Genomic DNA, 15,108 nt, shown 5'->3' on the forward strand with positions numbered 1-15,108 from the left:
GGTGACGAGAGTGCCGTTCGTCCAGTAGGGCGAGCAGGGACTCAGGCGCGCTCGCGCCGCGGCTCCGCCTGCGGCCAGCGGACCCCGGTGCGCGGCGTCTCCGTGACCTTCGCCCGCAGGTCGCGCATCCCGCGCGCGGCCGCCTGCCGCACGGCGTCGGCCACCGCGGCGTACTCGTCGCGGTCCCGGGCGGGGGGCAGGGGCGGCGCCTGGGTCTCCGCGGGGGCGGGGCGTGCGGCCCCCCGGGCGAGGGCGTCGGCGGTGCGGCGGGCGTCGTCCCACGCGGTGACCGCGCGGTCGACCGCCGCGACGAACTCCTCGCGGCGCGGCCCGCCCGGCTCGGTGGGGGTGGCGAGGTAGTGGGCGTCGGCGAGGGCCTCGACGAACCGCGCGGTCGTCGTGACGGTCACGTCGACCAGCGCCGGGCGCGCCGCGACGGCCCGCGGGTCGGACTCGAAGGCGGCGTAGTCGCGCTGGAGGGCGGCGAAGCGGTCGCGGGCGAGGACCCACCGGGCATGGCGGTGCTCGTCGAGGCGGCCCTCCCGGCCGTCGGGGTGGCCGAGGACGACCGTGCGGACCCGGCGCACCCCGCGCTGCGCGGCCAGCACCGTCGCGACGACCGCGGCCACCGCGGCCGCGACGAGGTCGGCCACCGCGGCGAGCAGCGCCACCCCGAGCCCCTCGAGCGTCCCGTCGGCCACCCAGGCCCCGAGGAACACCAGGGGGGAGACGACGGTGAGCAGGATCGCCAGGGCGTAGAGCCACGGCACCGGCGAGTGACGCGACGTGCTGCCTGCCATGGTCCGACCTCCCGCTGGTGCTCCCCTCCTTGGTACCCGACGTCGGCCCCGCACGTCACGCGGTCGCGGTAGCCTGCGCCGCCCTCGTACCCGTCCGCCGCAGGTGCCCCGCACCGCGGGCGCGGCCGGTCGGCGCCGCCCCGAGGTCTCCCCGGAGAGAGGACATGTCGATGTTCCGCAAGGTGCTCGTGGCCAATCGGGGCGAGATCGCGATCCGCGGGTTCCGCGCCGCCTACGAGCTGGGCGCGGCCACGGTGGCGGTGTTCCCGGTGGAGGACCGCCAGTCCGAGCACCGCCTCAAGGCCGACGAGGCGTACCTGATCGGGGAGGAGGGGCATCCCGTCCGGGCCTACCTCTCCATCGAGGAGATGATCCGGGCGGCGCAGAAGGCCGGCGCCGACGCGATCTACCCCGGGTACGGCTTCCTCTCGGAGAACCCGAAGCTCGCCAGCGCGTGCGCCGAGGCCGGGATCACCTTCATCGGCCCGCCGCCGCGGGTCCTCGCGATGGCGGGCAACAAGCACCGCGCGGTGGCCGCCGCCCGGGAGGCCGGCGTCCCGGTCCTCGACTCCTCCGACCCGTCCGACGACGTCGACACCCTGCTCGCCGCCGCCCGGGAGATGACGTTCCCGCTGTTCGTCAAGGCCGTCGCGGGCGGGGCGGGCGCGGGATGCGCCTCGTCACGCAGGAACGACAGCTGCGGGACTCCCTGCAGGCCGCGATGAACGAGGCGTCGTCCGCGTTCGGCGACGCCACGGTGATCCTCGAGCAGGCGGTGGTCGACCCGCGGCACATCGAGGTGCAGATCCTCGCCGACGCCGAGGGCCACGTCATGCACCTGTTCGAGCGCGACTGCTCGGTGCAGCGCCGGCACCAGAAGGTCGTCGAGATCGCGCCCGCGCCGCACCTGTCGCCCGAGCAGCGCGAGCGGATCTGCGCCGACGCCGTGAAGTTCGCGACCGCGATCGGCTACGTCAACGCCGGCACCGTCGAGTTCCTCCTCGACCGGGACGGCCACCACCACTTCATCGAGATGAACCCGCGCATCCAGGTCGAGCACACGGTGACCGAGGAGGTCGCCGACGTCGACCTCGTCGGGGCCCAGATGCGGATCGCGTCGGGGGAGACCCTCGCCGACCTCGGGCTGTCGCAGGAGACGGTGTCCCTGCACGGGTTCGCCCTGCAGTGCCGGATCACCACCGAGGACCCGTCGAACGAGTTCCGGCCCGACACCGGGGTGATCTCGGCCTACCGCTCGGCGTCGGGCTCCGGGGTGCGCCTCGACGGCGGCACCGCGTACGCCGGCGCGCAGGTCAGCGCCCACTTCGACTCGCTGCTGGTGAAGGTCACCTGCCGCGGCCGGGACTTCGCGACGGCGGTCCGGCGGGCGCGCCGGGCGCTGGCCGAGTTCCGGGTGCGCGGCGTGGCCACCAACATCCCGTTCCTCATGGCCCTGCTCGACGAGCCCGACTTCCGCGAGGGCCGGGTGACGACGAGCTTCATCGCCGAGCACCCCGGGCTGCTCGCCGCGCGGGCCCCGGCCGACCGCGGGACCCGGCTGATGACCTACCTCGCCGACGTCACGGTCAACAAGCCGCACGGCACGCCCCCCGACCTCGTCGACCCTCGGGAGAAGCTGCCCGCGGTCGACCTGGCCGCGGCGCCGCCCGACGGCTCCCGCCAGCGCCTCGGCGACCTCGGGCCCGAGGGGTTCGCGGCCTGGCTGCGCGCGCAGACGACGGTGCCGGTCACCGACACGACCTTCCGCGACGCCCACCAGTCGCTGCTGGCCACCCGCGTGCGCACCCGCGACCTGCTCGAGATCGCCCCGCACGTCGCGCGCACCACCCCGGAGCTCCTCTCGCTCGAGTGCTGGGGCGGCGCCACCTACGACGTCGCGCTGCGCTTCCTCGCCGAGGACCCCTGGGAACGGCTCGCCCGCCTGCGCGAGGCCGTGCCGAACCTCTGCTTGCAGATGCTGCTGCGCGGCCGCAACACCGTGGGCTACACGCCCTACCCCACCGAGGTGACCGACGCCTTCGTCGCGGAGGCCGCCCGCGTCGGCATCGACGTCTTCCGCATCTTCGACGCGCTCAACGACGTCTCCCAGATGCGGCCGGCGATCGACGCCGTGCGCCAGTCGGGCGGGGCCCTCGCGGAGGTCGCCCTCTGCTACACGAGCGACCTGATGGACCCGGCCGAGAAGCTCTACACGCTCGACTACTACCTGCGCCTGGCCGAGCAGATCGTCGACGCGGGCGCGCACGTGCTCGCGATCAAGGACATGGCGGGCCTGCTGCGCCCGCCCGCGGCGCGGACGCTCGTCACCGCACTGCGCGAGCGTTTCGACCTCCCCGTCCACCTCCACACCCACGACACCGCGGGCGGCCAGCTCGCGACGCTCGTCGCGGCGATCGACGCGGGGGTCGACGCCGTCGACGCGGCCGTCGCGTCCATGGCCGGGACCACCTCGCAGCCGTCGCTGTCGGCCCTCGTCGCCGCCACCGACCACTCCGAGCGGGAGACCGGGCTGTCGCTGGACGCGGTCAACGCGCTCGAGCCGTACTGGGAGCTCGTCCGGAAGATCTACGCGCCCTTCGAGTCGGGCCTCGCCTCACCCACCGGCCGGGTCTACACCCACGAGATCCCCGGCGGGCAGCTGTCGAACCTGCGCCAGCAGGCCGTCGCGCTCGGCCTCGGCGACCGGTTCGAGCAGGTCGAGGACGCCTACGCCGCCGCCGACCGGATGCTCGGGCACCTGGTGAAGGTGACGCCGTCCTCGAAGGTGGTCGGCGACCTCGCGCTGCACTTCGTGGGCGCGGGGGTCGACCCGGCCGACTTCGAGGCCGACCCCTCGAAGTACGACATCCCCGACTCGGTGATCGGCTTCCTGCGCGGCGAGCTGGGCGAGCCGCCCGGGGGCTGGCCGGAGCCGCTGCGCACCCGCGCGCTGGAGGGGCGGGCCGAGCGGCCCGGGATCGCCGAGCTCACCGACGACGACCGCACGGGCCTCGAGACCGACCGCGCGGCCACGCTCAACCGGCTGCTCTTCGCCGGGCCGACGAAGGAGTTCCGCGAGCACCGCACCAGCTACGGCGACACCTCGGTGCTGCGCAGCCAGGAGTTCTTCTACGGGCTGCGCAGCGAGACCGAGTACGCGGTCGACCTCGAGCCGGGCGTGCAGCTGATCATCGAGCTGGAGGCGATCTCCGAGCCCGACGAGCGTGCCCTGCGCACCGTGCTCATGTCGCTCAACGGCCAGCTGCGCCCCGTGCAGGTGCGCGACCGCGCCGTCAGCACCGACGTCAAGGCCGCGGAGAAGGCCGACCGGTCCGACCCGTCGCACGTGGCGGCGCCGTTCGCGGGGGTGGTCACCCTGCAGGTGGCCGAGGGCGACACCGTGGCGGCCGGCGACACCCTCGCGACGATCGAGGCCATGAAGATGGAGGCCGGGATCACGGCGCCCTCGTCGGGGACCGTGGAGCGCGTCGCGATCGGGGGCGTGCAACAGGTCGAGGGCGGCGACCTGGTGGTCGTCCTTGCCCCGTAGGCGCCTCGTCGTCGTCCTCGTCGCGGGCGCTGCCGTCGCGCTGGTGGCGGTCGTCGTCGCGGGCGTGGTGGTGGGGCTGTGGCTCCGGCGCGACACCGGGCCCGACCGGGGCGTCACCGCCTCGCCCACCGCGTCCGACGTGGCCTCGGCGCTCGCCTTCTGCGACCTGGCGCCGCTCCCGCCCGGGGCGGTGGCCGGGCCGCTGCGCCGCGAGCAGGGCATCGACGGCCTCGTCGTGCTCCGGATCGCCGCGGTCGACCCGGTCGGCGACTGGCTCGCGGCCGGGGGTCTCCCCGCCCCGGCGCCCGCGACGACGACCGCCGACGTCGAGTTCGGGCCCGACCTCCCGGCGGGCACGCCCGTGGTGGCGCAGCACCGGGTGCAGCGGCCCGGGGGCGGGATCGTGTACCGGTCGGCGGTGCTCGGCCCGGGCGCGGTCGAGGTGCGCTGCTTCGAGACCTAGGGTGACCGACCGATGAGTCGCATCGTGGCGGGCAGTGCGGGCGGGCAGCGGATCCAGGTGCCGGCCACCGGCGTGCGCCCGACGTCGGACCGGGTGCGCGAGGCGCTGTTCTCGCTGCTCACCGCGCGCGGGGTGCTCGAGGACGCGGCGGTGCTCGACCTCTACGCCGGCTCGGGGGCGCTCGGGCTCGAGGCCCTGAGCCGCGGCGCGCTCACCGCGACCCTCGTCGAGCGCGACCCCCGCGCCTGCGCCGTCATCCAGACGAACGCCCGCACCACCGGGCTGCGCGGCGCCCTCGTCCGGCGGGCGTCGGTGCCGACCTTCCTGCGGCGGGCCACCGACACCGTCGACCTCGTGTTCGTCGACCCGCCCTACGCCGGCACCGAGGACGAGGTCGACACCGTGCTCGCGCTGCTCGTGCCGTGGCTGGGGCCCGACGCCCTCGTCGTCGTGGAGCGCGACAGCCGCACCCGGACGCCCGCGTGGCCGGAGGGGATCGTCGCGGAGGAGGCGCGGGTCTACGGGGAGACGACGCTGCACCTGGCGGGTACGCCCGAGGCGTGACCGACCTCGAGGACCGCTACCTGGCCCTGGTCCGCGACGAGCTGCCCGCCGCGGCCCGGCACGACGGCTGGGTGATCCGCAACGACCACTGCTTCGGGCGCGTGCTGCTCGACGACGCCGTGGGCGGCTGCTGGTACGACGTCCTGGGCCGCGGGAAGGGCGCCGCGTTCCGGCGGTTGGAGCCCGGGCAGCTCGCGCACGCCGTGGAGCAGGGGGAGCGGATGCTGCGCGAGGGCGCCGACACGGTGGCGGCGCTCGACGCGCAGTCGCTCGCGTGGCGGGGGAAGGCGCCGAAGCGGCCGCGGGGGGCATGATCGCCGCCGTGAGCGATCTCGCGAGCGCGACCGAGGGCTGGGCCCCGGAGCCGATCACGACGACCGGGACGACGACCGCGTGGACCGTCGCGGCCGTCTCGGGCCTCTTCGACCTCGACCCGGTGGCCGGCGAGGGCGATCCGCTCCCGCTGCTGTGGCACGCCTTCGGGTTCCTCGAGGCGTCCCGCGAGAGCGAGCTCGGCGACGACGGCCACGAGCGGGACGGGCACTTCCTGCCGCCGATCCCCGAGCGGCGGCGGATGGTCGCGGGCGGGCGGCTGCGGGTGACGAGCCCGATGCGCGTGGGGGAGACCTGCACGCGGCACTCGTCGCTCACGTCGGCGCAGGTCAAGCAGGGCCGCTCGGGCGAGATGCTGCTGGTGACGGTGCGCCACGAGTTCCGGCGCGACGACGAGCTGCTGGTCACCGAGGAGTCCGACTACGTCTACCGCTCCCAGGCGCCCGGGCAGGCGCGCGGCATCGGGTTCGACGAGCCGTCGTCCGACGCGCCGGCCCCGTCGGCCGACGCGGTGGCCCTCACCCCCGACGAGGTCCTCCTCTTCCGTTTCTCCGCGCTCACCTACAACGCCCACCGCATCCACCACGACCAGCCCTACGTCACGGGCGTCGAGGGCTACCCCGGCCTCGTCGTGCACGGTCCGCTGCTCGCGCTGATGTGCCTGGAGGTGCCGCGGCGCCGCGGCGAGCCCGTCACGGCGTTCGACTACCGGCTGACCCGGTCCGCCTTCGCCGGGGTGCGCCTCGTCGCCGACCGCACGGCCGACGGCGGGCTGGCCGCCGGGGTGCCGGGCGCGCCCCCGTCCATCACCGCGACGGTCGGCTGATCGCCGCCCGGAACGGCTCCACACCCTCGACCACCACGTCGTCGAGCCGACGGCGCCGCCACGCGCCCGGCGTCAGGGCGAGGTGCACCTCGGGGGTGCCGTCGGCGTGCGGCGCCCGGTGGGTCTCGCGGTAGCCGCAGCGCTGCGAGACGCGCAGGGAGGCGGCGTTGTCCTCGGCGGCCGAGGTGACCGCCCGGGTGGCGCCGAGGTGATCGAAGGCGAGGTCGAGCAGCATCAGCCGGACCCGGCGGCCGAGCCCGCGCCCCTGCTCGGCGCGGGCGATCCAGGAGGTCGTCCACACCGCGTCGGGACCGTCGCCGCGGGCGAGGGTCGCGTGGCCCACCACCCGGCCGCCCTCCTGCACGGCGAACGCGACGAACCACGTGTCGCCGGGGGCGGTCCGCAGGCGCCACGAACGCTCCAGGAAGTTCCGCGCGGCGTCGTCGTCCCCGGCGGGCCAGGTGACGTAGTGCGCCTCGTCGGGCCCGAGGACGCCGCCGGGCTCGGCGACGATGGCCGCGAGGTCGAGCAGCTCGGCGTCGGTCGGCGGGGTCAGGACGAGGCCCGCGTGCGCGATCCGGAGGCCGAACTGGGGGTAGAGCGCGGCGAGGTCGTCCCGGACGAGGTCCACGCCGTCGATCATGGCTGCTATAACCCCGGACCATGAAGGCCGTCTGCCCCGGATCGTTCGACCCCGTGACCCTCGGCCACGTCGACGTGGTGCGCCGTGCGGCGGCGATGTTCGACGAGCTCGTCGTCGCAGTGGCGGTGAACCCGAACAAGCAGGGCCTGTTCACCGTCGACGAGCGGCGCGAGCTGCTCGACGCCACCTTCGTCGACCTGCCGAACGTGTCCACCGCCGCGTTCTCCGGGCTGCTGGTCGACTGGTGCTCCGAGCAGGGCGTCGGGGTGATCGCGAAGGGCCTGCGCTCGGACACCGACTACGCCTACGAGCTGCCGATGGCGCAGATGAACCGGCACCTGACCGGGGTCGACACGGTGTTCCTGACCGCCGACCCCGCGCACACATTCGTCTCCAGCTCGCTGGTCAAGGAGGTCGCCCGCGGCGGCGGGGACGTCTCCGCCTTCCTGACGACGAGGGTGCACGACGCGTTGCAGGGTCGCCTCGGCTCCCGCTGACGCGGGGCCGACACGCCGCGCCACGCCGGAATGCGCCGGACGCCGCAGGGCGCGCCGCACACTGGCCGACGCGGCCGGCGTGCCGCCGACGCGGGAGGTGGGCCGACGTGTACCGGGTGTTCGAGGCGCTGGACGAGCTCGTGACGATCGCCGAGGAGGCGCGCGGGCTGCCGATGACGACGAGTTGTGTCGTCCCCCGCGGCGACGTGCTGGAGCTCCTCGACGACATCCGCGAGGCCATCCCGGGCGAGCTCGACGACGCCCAGGACGTGCTGGACCACCGCGACAAGCTGGTGGAGGACGCCGCCGAGGAGGCCGCGCGCACCACCGAGGTGGCGCAGGTCGAGGCCGACCGCCTCCTCGCCGAGGCGCGCGAGCAGGCCCAGCAGATGATCGCCGAGGCCGAGCACGAGGCGGAGCGCACGGTGTCCCGCGGCCGCCGCGAGTACGCCGACCTCACCGACCGGGCCGCGGCCGAGGCCGACCGGATGACCGAGGCCGGACGCCAGAGCTACGAGCGGGCGGTGGCCGACGGCCGCGCCGAGCAGGAGCGGCTCGTCTCCGAGCACGAGGTCACGCTCGCCGCGCGGGACGAGGCCGGGCGCCTGCTCGACCGCGCCGCCGAGGACGCCCACCAGGCCCGCTCCGACTGCGACCACTACGTCGACACCGCGCTCGCCGAGTTCAGCGACACGCTGGAGTCGGTCCTCGACACCGTCGGACGGCACCGCCACCAGCTGCGGCTCGGACAGGTCGGGGCCGGGGCGCGGGACGACGCCGGGGCCGAACGGGCCAGCGCGTAGGGCGCGTACCCTCGATCAGTGGGCCATCCTCCTCGTCGGGAACACGTTCCGGCGGTTCAGCCCGGTGGCTCGGATGAGATGACTGCGAAACCCCAGAAGTCGACGGTGGACCCGACGAATCCCTGGATCGTCGACACCGCCCGCGAGCTCTCGCGGCGCCCCGGCACGATGAAGCTCTGGGTGCGGGACATCCCCGCGCCCGACGACTTCGGCCTCGAGGTGATCGGCGTGCCCGAGGGCGAGCCGATCCACCTCGACCTCCGCCTGGAGTCGGTGATGGAGGGCGTGCTCGCCAGCGGCACCGTGACCTGCGACGTGGTCGGCGAGTGCTCCCGGTGCCTGAGCCCGGTGACCGACCACCTCGAGGTCGACCTCACCGAGCTCTACGCCTACCCCCACTCGACGACCACGGAGACCACGGACGCCGAGGACGTGGCCCGCATCGTCGACGAGAAGATCGACCTCGAGCCGGCGGCGCGCGACGCGGTGCTGCTCGAGCTCCCGAACGCCCCCCTCTGTCGCGAGGACTGCCCCGGGGTGCCGTCGCCGGACGAACAGGCCTGGGCCTTCGTACCGGCCGGCAGCACGCATGAGAGGATTGACCCTCGCTGGGCCGCCCTCCAGGAGCGATTCGCCGGCGGCAGTACAGAGAACTGAGGAGTCGAACCACCGTGGCCGTCCCGAAGCGCCGGATGTCGCGCGCCAACACCCACGCCCGCCGCTCGCAGTGGAAGGCCTCCGTGCCGACGCTCGTGGCATGCCAGAACAAGTCGTGCGGACAGCCCAAGCCCCCGCACGTCGCCTGCCCGACCTGCGGCCAGTACGCCGGCCGCCGGGCCGTGACCCCGGCCTGACGCGCGTGGCCGCGGTGGCGGCCGGTACCGCCGGGTGGGAGGACCCCCCGGCGGTCCGGCTCAGCCGTCTGCTCGACGTCGACGTCAGCGAGGAGCTGCTCGGGCTCGCCCTGACGCACCGCTCGTACGCGTACGAGAAGGGTGGCCTGCCCACCAACGAGCGCCTGGAGTTCCTCGGGGACTCGGTGCTCGGGATCGCGGTGACCGAGCGGCTCTACCGCGAGCACCCCGACCTGCCCGAGGGTCAGCTCGCGAAGCTCCGCGCGAGCGTGGTGAACATGCACGCCCTCGCGTCGGTGGCACGGACGCTCGGCCTCGGTGAGCTGATGTACCTCGGCCGCGGCGAGGAGATGACCGGCGGTCGCGACAAGGACTCGATCCTCGGCGACGCCGTGGAGGCCATCCTCGGCGCGGTCCACCTCGAGCACGGCATCGACGTCGCGCGCGACCTCGTCGCGCGGCTCTTCGGCGACCTGCTCCACCAGGCCCCGCGACTCGGGGCCGGTCTCGACTGGAAGACCAGCCTGCAGGAACTGACCGCGGCCTCCGGGCGCGGGGTGCCCGAGTACCGCATCACCGAGCAGGGTCCCGACCACGCCAAGGAGTTCACCGCGACGGCCGTCGTCACGGGGGAGAGCCTCGGGGTCGGGGTGGGGCGCACCAAGAAGGACGCCGAGCAGAAGGCCGCCCAGGCGGCCTACGAGTCGCTCCAGACGCCCGCCGACGACGCTTCGCCGCACGACGAGGCCTGACCGCTGCCCGAGCTCCCCGAGGTCGAGGTCGTCCGGCGCGGCGTGGCCGACCATGCGATCGGCCGGACCGTCTCCTCGGTCGAGGTGCTCCACCCCCGCGCGGTGCGGCGGCAGCCGGGCGGAGCGTCCGAGCTCGCGGCGCGGCTGGCGGGCCGGACCCTGGTCGCCGCCCGCCGCCGCGGCAAGTTCCTCTGGGTCGACCTCGACGACGACTCCGCGATGCTCGCCCACCTCGGGATGAGCGGGCAGCTCCTCGTGCAGCCGGAGGACCGGCCCGACGAGAAGCACCTGCGCGTGCGGCTGCGGTTCGACGACGACCGCGGGGAGCTGCGGTTCGTCGACCAGCGGACCTTCGGCGGCCTCACCGCGGTCGACACCACGGAGGTTGACGGCGAACGCGTCCCGGTCCCGGTCGCGCACATCGGCCGCGACCCCCTCGACCCGCGGTTCGACCTGGAGGCCGCCGTCGGGGCCTACCGCCGGCGGCGGACCGAGCTCAAGCGGGCGCTGCTCGACCAGACCGTGGTCTCGGGCATCGGGAACATCTACGCCGACGAGTCGCTGTGGCGGGTGAAGCTGCACTCGCTGCGCCCCACCGCCACCCTGACCCGGCCCGACGCCCGCCGCGTGCTCGGCGCCGCGACCGAGGTGATGACCGAGGCGCTGGCGCAGGGCGGGACGTCGTTCGACGCGCTCTACGTCGACGTGCACGGCGAGTCGGGCTACTTCGACCGCGCGCTCGCCGTCTACGGGCGGGAGGGCGAGCCGTGCCCGCGGTGCGGCACGGCGGTCGTCCGGACGGCGTTCATGAACCGGTCGTCGTTCTGGTGCCCGACGTGCCAGAAGGTCCCCAGGAGGCGATAGGGGTCCAGACGACGATGAGCACGCCGGAAGGTTCCGGCGTGCTCATCCGTGGCTCCTGCGTGCCCGACTAGCGGGCGGGAGTGGCCTCCATGAGGCGCTTGAACTCCTCGAGGGCCTTCTCGATCTTCTTCTGCGGGTCGGCGAACAGCTTCGCGCCGAGGTCGCCCAGGGCGCCGGCGGGCGTCGTCACGTGCAGGCTGACCTCGACCCCGGTGCTGGTGCCGTGGTCGTCGAACCGCACGGCGCCGCCGGTCTCGACGTGGTTGTTGCTCTCCTCGAGCGACTTCCACGCGATCTTGCGGTTGGTCTCCTCGTCGATGATCTTGGCGTCCCACTCGATCTTCTTGCCGAGCGGGCCGTCGACCACCCAGTGGGTCACGTCGGCGCCCTCGGACTTGGCCTCGACCGACTCCACGTCGTCCATGATCTGCGGCAGGTTGGTCAGCGGGCGCCACCACTGGAAGCACTCGGCCGCGGGCGCGTTGATCTCGAGGTAGTGCGTTGCGGTAGCCATACTCCTCGGTTGTCCGGGCCGGCGTGGCCCGAAACGAGACATCCCCGAGGGTGTCGACCTAGCCCTCCCGGCGCGGCGCGTGCCCGACGAAGGCGCCGATGCCGGTGATCGACCGGCCCACCACCAGCGTGTTCATCTCCCGCGTGCCCTCGTAGGAGTAGAGCGCCTCGGCGTCGTTGAAGAACCGGGTGACCTTGTTCTCCAGCAGCACCCCGTTGCCGCCGAGCACCTCGCGGGCGCGGGCGACGGCGTCGCGCAGGGCGATCGTGCACTCGCGCTTGGCCAGGGCGGCCTGGTCGTCGCGGAAGTGGTCGCCGTCCTGCAGCTGCGCCACCCGCACGGCCATCGCGATCGACGCGGTGATGCGCCCGAGGATCGTCACCAGGTGGTCCTGGATCAGCTGGTAGGAGGCGATCGGCTGCCCGAACTGCACCCGCTCGAGGGCGTAGGCGCGGGCCAGCTCGTACACGCCCATCATCGCGCCCACGGCGTTCCAGGCGACCCCGCCGCGGGTCACCCGCAGCACCCGGTTGGTGTCCTTGAACGAGTTCGCGTGCTGCAGGCGGTTCGCCTCCGGCACGCGGGCGCCCTCGAACGTGAGATCGGCGTTCTGCACCGTGCGCAGCGCTAGCTTGCCCTCCATCTTCGTGGCGGTGAACCCGGGCGTGCCCTTCTCCACGACGAAGCCCTTCACCGCGTCGTCGGCGACGTCGCGCGCCCACACGACGACGAGGTCGGCGAACGTGCCGTTGCCGATCCAGCGCTTCCCGCCGTCGAGGATCCAGTCGTCGCCCTCGCGCCGCGCGGTCGTCTCGAGCCCGCCGGCCACGTCCGACCCGCCGTGCGGCTCGGACAGCGCGAACGCCCCGATCTTCTCCATCCGGCGCATCGCGGGCAGCCAGCGCTCCTTCTGCTCCTCGGACCCGCAGAGGTCGATCGAGGAGAGCGCGAGCCCGCCGTGCACCCCGAAGAAGGTGGCCATCGACGGGTCGATCCGCGAGAGCTCCATGCTGATCATCGAGGTGAGCAGCTTGGAGTGGGCGGGCCGGTCGGGCCACTCCCGCCCGAGGCCGACGATGTCGAGCTCGGCGAAGCCGGGGATCAGGTCGTACGGGAACTCGGTGGAGGCCCAGGCCCGGTCGGCGATCGGCGCGATGCGCTCCTCGGCGAAGCGGCGGACCCGGGCGAGGATCTCCTGGTCCTCGGCCGACAGCAGCTCGGCGTAGCCGTAGAAGTCCCCGATCAGCGGGGTCAGCACCGCCTCGTCGGTCGACGGCGTGGGGGCGCCGGTGGTGATGTCGGTGGTGGTGCTCATCAGGACTCCTCGAAGATCGCGTCGGCCGGGTGTACCCGGTGCCGCGGCCCCGGACCGGGCCGACGACGTGGCCTCGGTCCCGCGCGAGGCCGTCGGGGGGCTCGCGTAGCGTCCCGACCTGCCGGGAGAGGGGGCCGCGACGTGCATCTGAAGAGCCTGACGCTCAAGGGCTTCAAGTCGTTCGCGTCCTCCACCACGCTCCGGTTCGAGCCCGGGATCACCTGCGTCGTCGGGCCGAACGGCTCGGGCAAGTCCAACGTCGTCGACGCCATCAGCTGGGTGCTGGGCGAGCAGGGCGCGAAGGCGCTGCGCGGCGGCAAGATGGAGGACGTCATCTTCGCCGGCACCACCGGGCGGGCGGCCCTGGGCCGGGCCGAGGTGACGCTGACGATCGACAACGCCGACGGCGCGCTGCCGATCTCCTACGCCGAGGTGTCGATCACCCGGCGGGTGTTCCGCTCGGGGGCGGGCGAGTATGAGATCAACGGCAGCTCGTGCCGGCTGCTCGACGTCCAGGAGCTGCTGTCCGACTCCGGGATCGGTCGCGAGCTGCACGTGCTCGTGGGGCAGGGCCAGCTCGACACGATCCTGCAGTCGCGCCCCGAGGAGCGCCGCGCGTTCATCGAGGAGGCCGCCGGGGTCCTCAAGCACCGCAAGCGCAAGGAGAAGGCGCTGCGCAAGCTCGAGGCGATGGAGTCCAACCTCGCGCGCCTGGGCGACCTCACCACCGAGCTGCGGCGCCAGCTCAAGCCGCTGGGCCGCCAGGCCGAGATCGCCCGCCGGGCCCAGACGATCCAGGCCGACCTGCGCGACGCGCGGCTGCGCCTCGCCGCGGACGACCTGGTCACCCTGCGCACCACCATCGCGCGCGACTCCGCGGACGAGGAGGAGGCCCGCCGCCGCCGCGACGAGACCGAGCGGGCGCTGGCGCGGGAGTCCGAGGCGCTCGCCGAGCTCGAGGGCCTGCTCGAGCGCGACGCCCCCGCCTTCGAGCGGGCGCAGGAGGCGCAGCACCGGCTGTCGTCGCTGGCCGAGCGCCTGCGCGGCACGGTCGCGCTCGCCGCCGAGCGCCACCGCCACGTCACCACGGCCGACGAGGTGCCCGCGGGCCCCGATCCCGACGAGCTGGAGCGCCAGGCCGCGCGGGCGGCCGGCGACGAGGAGGCGCTCGCCGAGGAGGTCGCGCTCGCCCGCGAGTCGCTCGAGGACGCCGCCGCCCGCCGGGAGGACGCCGACGCCCCGCTCGGCGCGGCCGAACGGCGCCTCGCCGCCGCCTCCCGGGCCGCCGCCGACCGGCGGGAGGGCCTCGCGCGCCTGGCCGGCCAGGTCGAGACCCAACGCGGGCGGGTGGCGGCCGCGATCGAGGAGCTCGAGACCCTCGCGGCCTCGATCGCCGAGGCGACCGAGCGCGCCGCGGCCGCCCGGGAGGAGCTCGCCGAGGCCGAGGACGACCCCGAGCACCCTGCGGCGGCCGCCGACGACGCGACGGCGGCCGACCCGTCGCCCCCCGGGGACGGCCCGGCGCCCGACCCCGAGGCGGCGTTCGACGCCGCCACCGAACGTCACGAGCAGGTCCGGGCCGAGGTCGACCGGGCGGGCGCCGCCCACCGCGACGCGGAGCGCGACCGCGCGCACTGGCGGGCCCGCGTGGAGGCCCTCGAGCTCACGCTGACCCGCCGCGACGGGGCGGGCGAGCTGCTCGCGGGCGGCCGCGACGGGGTGCTCGGCTCGGTGGCGGCGCTGCTGCGCGTGCGCGCCGGTGACGAGGCCGCCGTCACCGCCGCCCTGGGCCCGGCGGCCGACGCGGTGGTCGTCACCGGGGTCGACGCCGCCGCCGACGCCCTGGCCCACCTGCACGCCGCCGACGCCGGCCGCGCGGGCCTGCTCGTCACCGGGGCGTCCGAGGACCCCCCGGCGCCGAGCCCCGCCCCGGCGGGCGCGGTGTGGGCCACCGAGCTCGTCAGTGCGTCCGGGCCCGTCGCGGGAGCGGTGGCCCGGCTGTTGGCCGGGGTGGCCGTGGTCGACGACCTCCCCGCCGCCCGGGCCGTCCTGGCCGCCGACGCCCGGCTGACGGTGGCCACTCGCGCCGGCGACGTGCTCGGGGCCTCGTGGGCCGCCGGCGGACCGTCGGGCAACCGGTCGATCCTCGAGATGCAGTCGGCGGCCGACGAGGCGGGCGACCGGCTGGCCGACGCGGAACGGGCCGAGCGCGCCACCGCGGCCGCCCTCGAGACGGCCCGGCAGGCCGAGACCGCGGCGCGCGCCGAGGTCGGGGTCGCCCGCGACCGCCGAGACGACCACCGGCGGGCCGACGACGAGCGGCGCCGGGC

At 74.9% G+C, this 15,108-nt stretch carries 15 protein-coding genes and 1 pseudogene; 12 read left to right on the plus strand and 4 right to left on the minus strand.

Annotated features, from left to right (window positions below; all coding sequences use genetic code 11):
- Positions 1 to 41: 41 nt before the first annotated feature.
- Positions 42 to 800, minus strand: coding sequence for a hypothetical protein (locus tag ACFPBZ_RS04580; protein ID WP_378034814.1), 759 nt, complete (start codon positions 798 to 800; stop codon positions 42 to 44).
- A gap of 170 nt (positions 801 to 970) precedes the next feature.
- Between ACFPBZ_RS04580 and ACFPBZ_RS04585 the strand changes: the two are divergent.
- The 5 genes and pseudogenes from ACFPBZ_RS04585 to ACFPBZ_RS04605 all read left to right on the plus strand — a co-directional run bounded on the left by ACFPBZ_RS04585 (position 971) and on the right by ACFPBZ_RS04605 (position 6,536).
- Positions 971 to 4,350 (plus strand): annotated as a pseudogene (locus ACFPBZ_RS04585) (pyruvate carboxylase).
- Complete coding sequence (locus ACFPBZ_RS04590) at positions 4,340 to 4,813, plus strand: hypothetical protein (protein ID WP_378034815.1); 474 nt, start codon at positions 4,340 to 4,342, stop codon at positions 4,811 to 4,813. The pseudogene ACFPBZ_RS04585 and the gene ACFPBZ_RS04590 overlap by 11 nt, the downstream one beginning before the upstream one ends.
- Positions 4,814 to 4,825: 12 nt before the next feature.
- Positions 4,826 to 5,377 (plus strand): 16S rRNA (guanine(966)-N(2))-methyltransferase RsmD, encoded by a 552-nt coding sequence (rsmD, locus tag ACFPBZ_RS04595; protein ID WP_378034816.1) that lies wholly within the window; start codon positions 4,826 to 4,828, stop codon positions 5,375 to 5,377.
- The gene (locus ACFPBZ_RS04600) at positions 5,374 to 5,691 is read left to right on the plus strand and encodes a hypothetical protein (RefSeq protein WP_378034817.1); all 318 of its coding nucleotides are present in this window, start codon (positions 5,374 to 5,376) and stop codon (positions 5,689 to 5,691) included. The genes rsmD and ACFPBZ_RS04600 overlap by 4 nt, the downstream gene beginning before the upstream one ends.
- Positions 5,692 to 5,699: 8 nt before the next feature.
- Positions 5,700 to 6,536, plus strand: a complete 837-nt coding sequence (locus tag ACFPBZ_RS04605; RefSeq protein WP_378034818.1) for an HTD2 family dehydratase — start codon at positions 5,700 to 5,702, stop codon at positions 6,534 to 6,536.
- Here ACFPBZ_RS04605 and ACFPBZ_RS04610 read toward each other — a convergent pair.
- Positions 6,517 to 7,167 (minus strand): GNAT family N-acetyltransferase, encoded by a 651-nt coding sequence (locus tag ACFPBZ_RS04610; protein WP_378034819.1) that lies wholly within the window; start codon positions 7,165 to 7,167, stop codon positions 6,517 to 6,519. The genes ACFPBZ_RS04605 and ACFPBZ_RS04610 overlap by 20 nt on opposite strands.
- A 32-nt stretch (positions 7,168 to 7,199) precedes the next feature.
- Between ACFPBZ_RS04610 and coaD the strand changes: the two genes are divergently transcribed.
- The 6 genes from coaD to mutM all read left to right on the plus strand — a co-directional run bounded on the left by coaD (position 7,200) and on the right by mutM (position 10,949).
- Complete coding sequence (gene coaD, locus ACFPBZ_RS04615) at positions 7,200 to 7,676, plus strand: pantetheine-phosphate adenylyltransferase (protein WP_378034820.1); 477 nt, start codon at positions 7,200 to 7,202, stop codon at positions 7,674 to 7,676.
- A gap of 107 nt (positions 7,677 to 7,783) precedes the next feature.
- Positions 7,784 to 8,479: a DivIVA domain-containing protein gene (locus ACFPBZ_RS04620; RefSeq protein ID WP_378034821.1), complete on the plus strand. Its 696-nt coding sequence runs from the start codon at positions 7,784 to 7,786 to the stop codon at positions 8,477 to 8,479.
- A gap of 78 nt (positions 8,480 to 8,557) precedes the next feature.
- Entirely contained in the window at positions 8,558 to 9,136 is a 579-nt protein-coding gene (locus ACFPBZ_RS04625) for a YceD family protein (RefSeq protein ID WP_378034822.1), read from the plus strand.
- Positions 9,137 to 9,150: 14 nt separating this feature from the next.
- The gene (rpmF, locus tag ACFPBZ_RS04630) at positions 9,151 to 9,333 is read left to right on the plus strand and encodes a 50S ribosomal protein L32 (protein ID WP_378034823.1); all 183 of its coding nucleotides are present in this window, start codon (positions 9,151 to 9,153) and stop codon (positions 9,331 to 9,333) included.
- A 5-nt stretch (positions 9,334 to 9,338) separates the two neighbouring features.
- Positions 9,339 to 10,085: a ribonuclease III gene (gene rnc, locus ACFPBZ_RS04635; RefSeq protein WP_378034824.1), complete on the plus strand. Its 747-nt coding sequence runs from the start codon at positions 9,339 to 9,341 to the stop codon at positions 10,083 to 10,085.
- A 3-nt stretch (positions 10,086 to 10,088) separates the two neighbouring features.
- Positions 10,089 to 10,949 (plus strand): bifunctional DNA-formamidopyrimidine glycosylase/DNA-(apurinic or apyrimidinic site) lyase, encoded by an 861-nt coding sequence (mutM, locus tag ACFPBZ_RS04640; RefSeq protein ID WP_378034843.1) that lies wholly within the window; start codon positions 10,089 to 10,091, stop codon positions 10,947 to 10,949.
- A gap of 67 nt (positions 10,950 to 11,016) precedes the next feature.
- Here the strand turns inward: mutM and ACFPBZ_RS04645 are convergent, their stop codons facing one another.
- Both ACFPBZ_RS04645 and ACFPBZ_RS04650 read right to left on the minus strand, forming a co-directional pair.
- The gene (locus ACFPBZ_RS04645) at positions 11,017 to 11,463 is read right to left on the minus strand and encodes an SRPBCC family protein (protein WP_378034825.1); all 447 of its coding nucleotides are present in this window, start codon (positions 11,461 to 11,463) and stop codon (positions 11,017 to 11,019) included.
- Positions 11,464 to 11,521: 58 nt separating this feature from the next.
- Complete coding sequence (locus ACFPBZ_RS04650; RefSeq protein ID WP_465251507.1) at positions 11,522 to 12,709, minus strand: acyl-CoA dehydrogenase family protein; 1,188 nt, start codon at positions 12,707 to 12,709, stop codon at positions 11,522 to 11,524.
- Between the two features lie 210 nt (positions 12,710 to 12,919).
- On the opposite strand from ACFPBZ_RS04650, the gene ACFPBZ_RS04655 reads away from it, so the two are divergent.
- The coding region (locus ACFPBZ_RS04655; RefSeq protein ID WP_378034827.1) for a chromosome segregation SMC family protein at positions 12,920 to 15,108 on the plus strand (2,189 nt) is incomplete at its 3' end.

Origin of the sequence: Actinomycetospora atypica (assembly GCF_042653685.1) — a bacterium.
GTDB classification, from domain to species: Bacteria; Actinomycetota; Actinomycetes; order Mycobacteriales; family Pseudonocardiaceae; genus Actinomycetospora; species Actinomycetospora atypica.

Excerpts from the sequence above, each read along its gene's own strand:
- rsmD (WP_378034816.1), top strand. The coding sequence starts at position 4,826 with ATGAGTCGCATCGTGGCGGGCAGTGCGGGCGGGCAGCGGATCCAGGTG.
- ACFPBZ_RS04625 (WP_378034822.1), top strand. The coding sequence starts at position 8,558 with ATGACTGCGAAACCCCAGAAGTCGACGGTGGACCCGACGAATCCCTGG.
- ACFPBZ_RS04645 (WP_378034825.1), bottom strand. The coding sequence starts at position 11,463 with ATGGCTACCGCAACGCACTACCTCGAGATCAACGCGCCCGCGGCCGAG.
- ACFPBZ_RS04580 (WP_378034814.1), bottom strand. The coding sequence starts at position 800 with ATGGCAGGCAGCACGTCGCGTCACTCGCCGGTGCCGTGGCTCTACGCC.
- coaD (WP_378034820.1), top strand. The coding sequence starts at position 7,200 with ATGAAGGCCGTCTGCCCCGGATCGTTCGACCCCGTGACCCTCGGCCAC.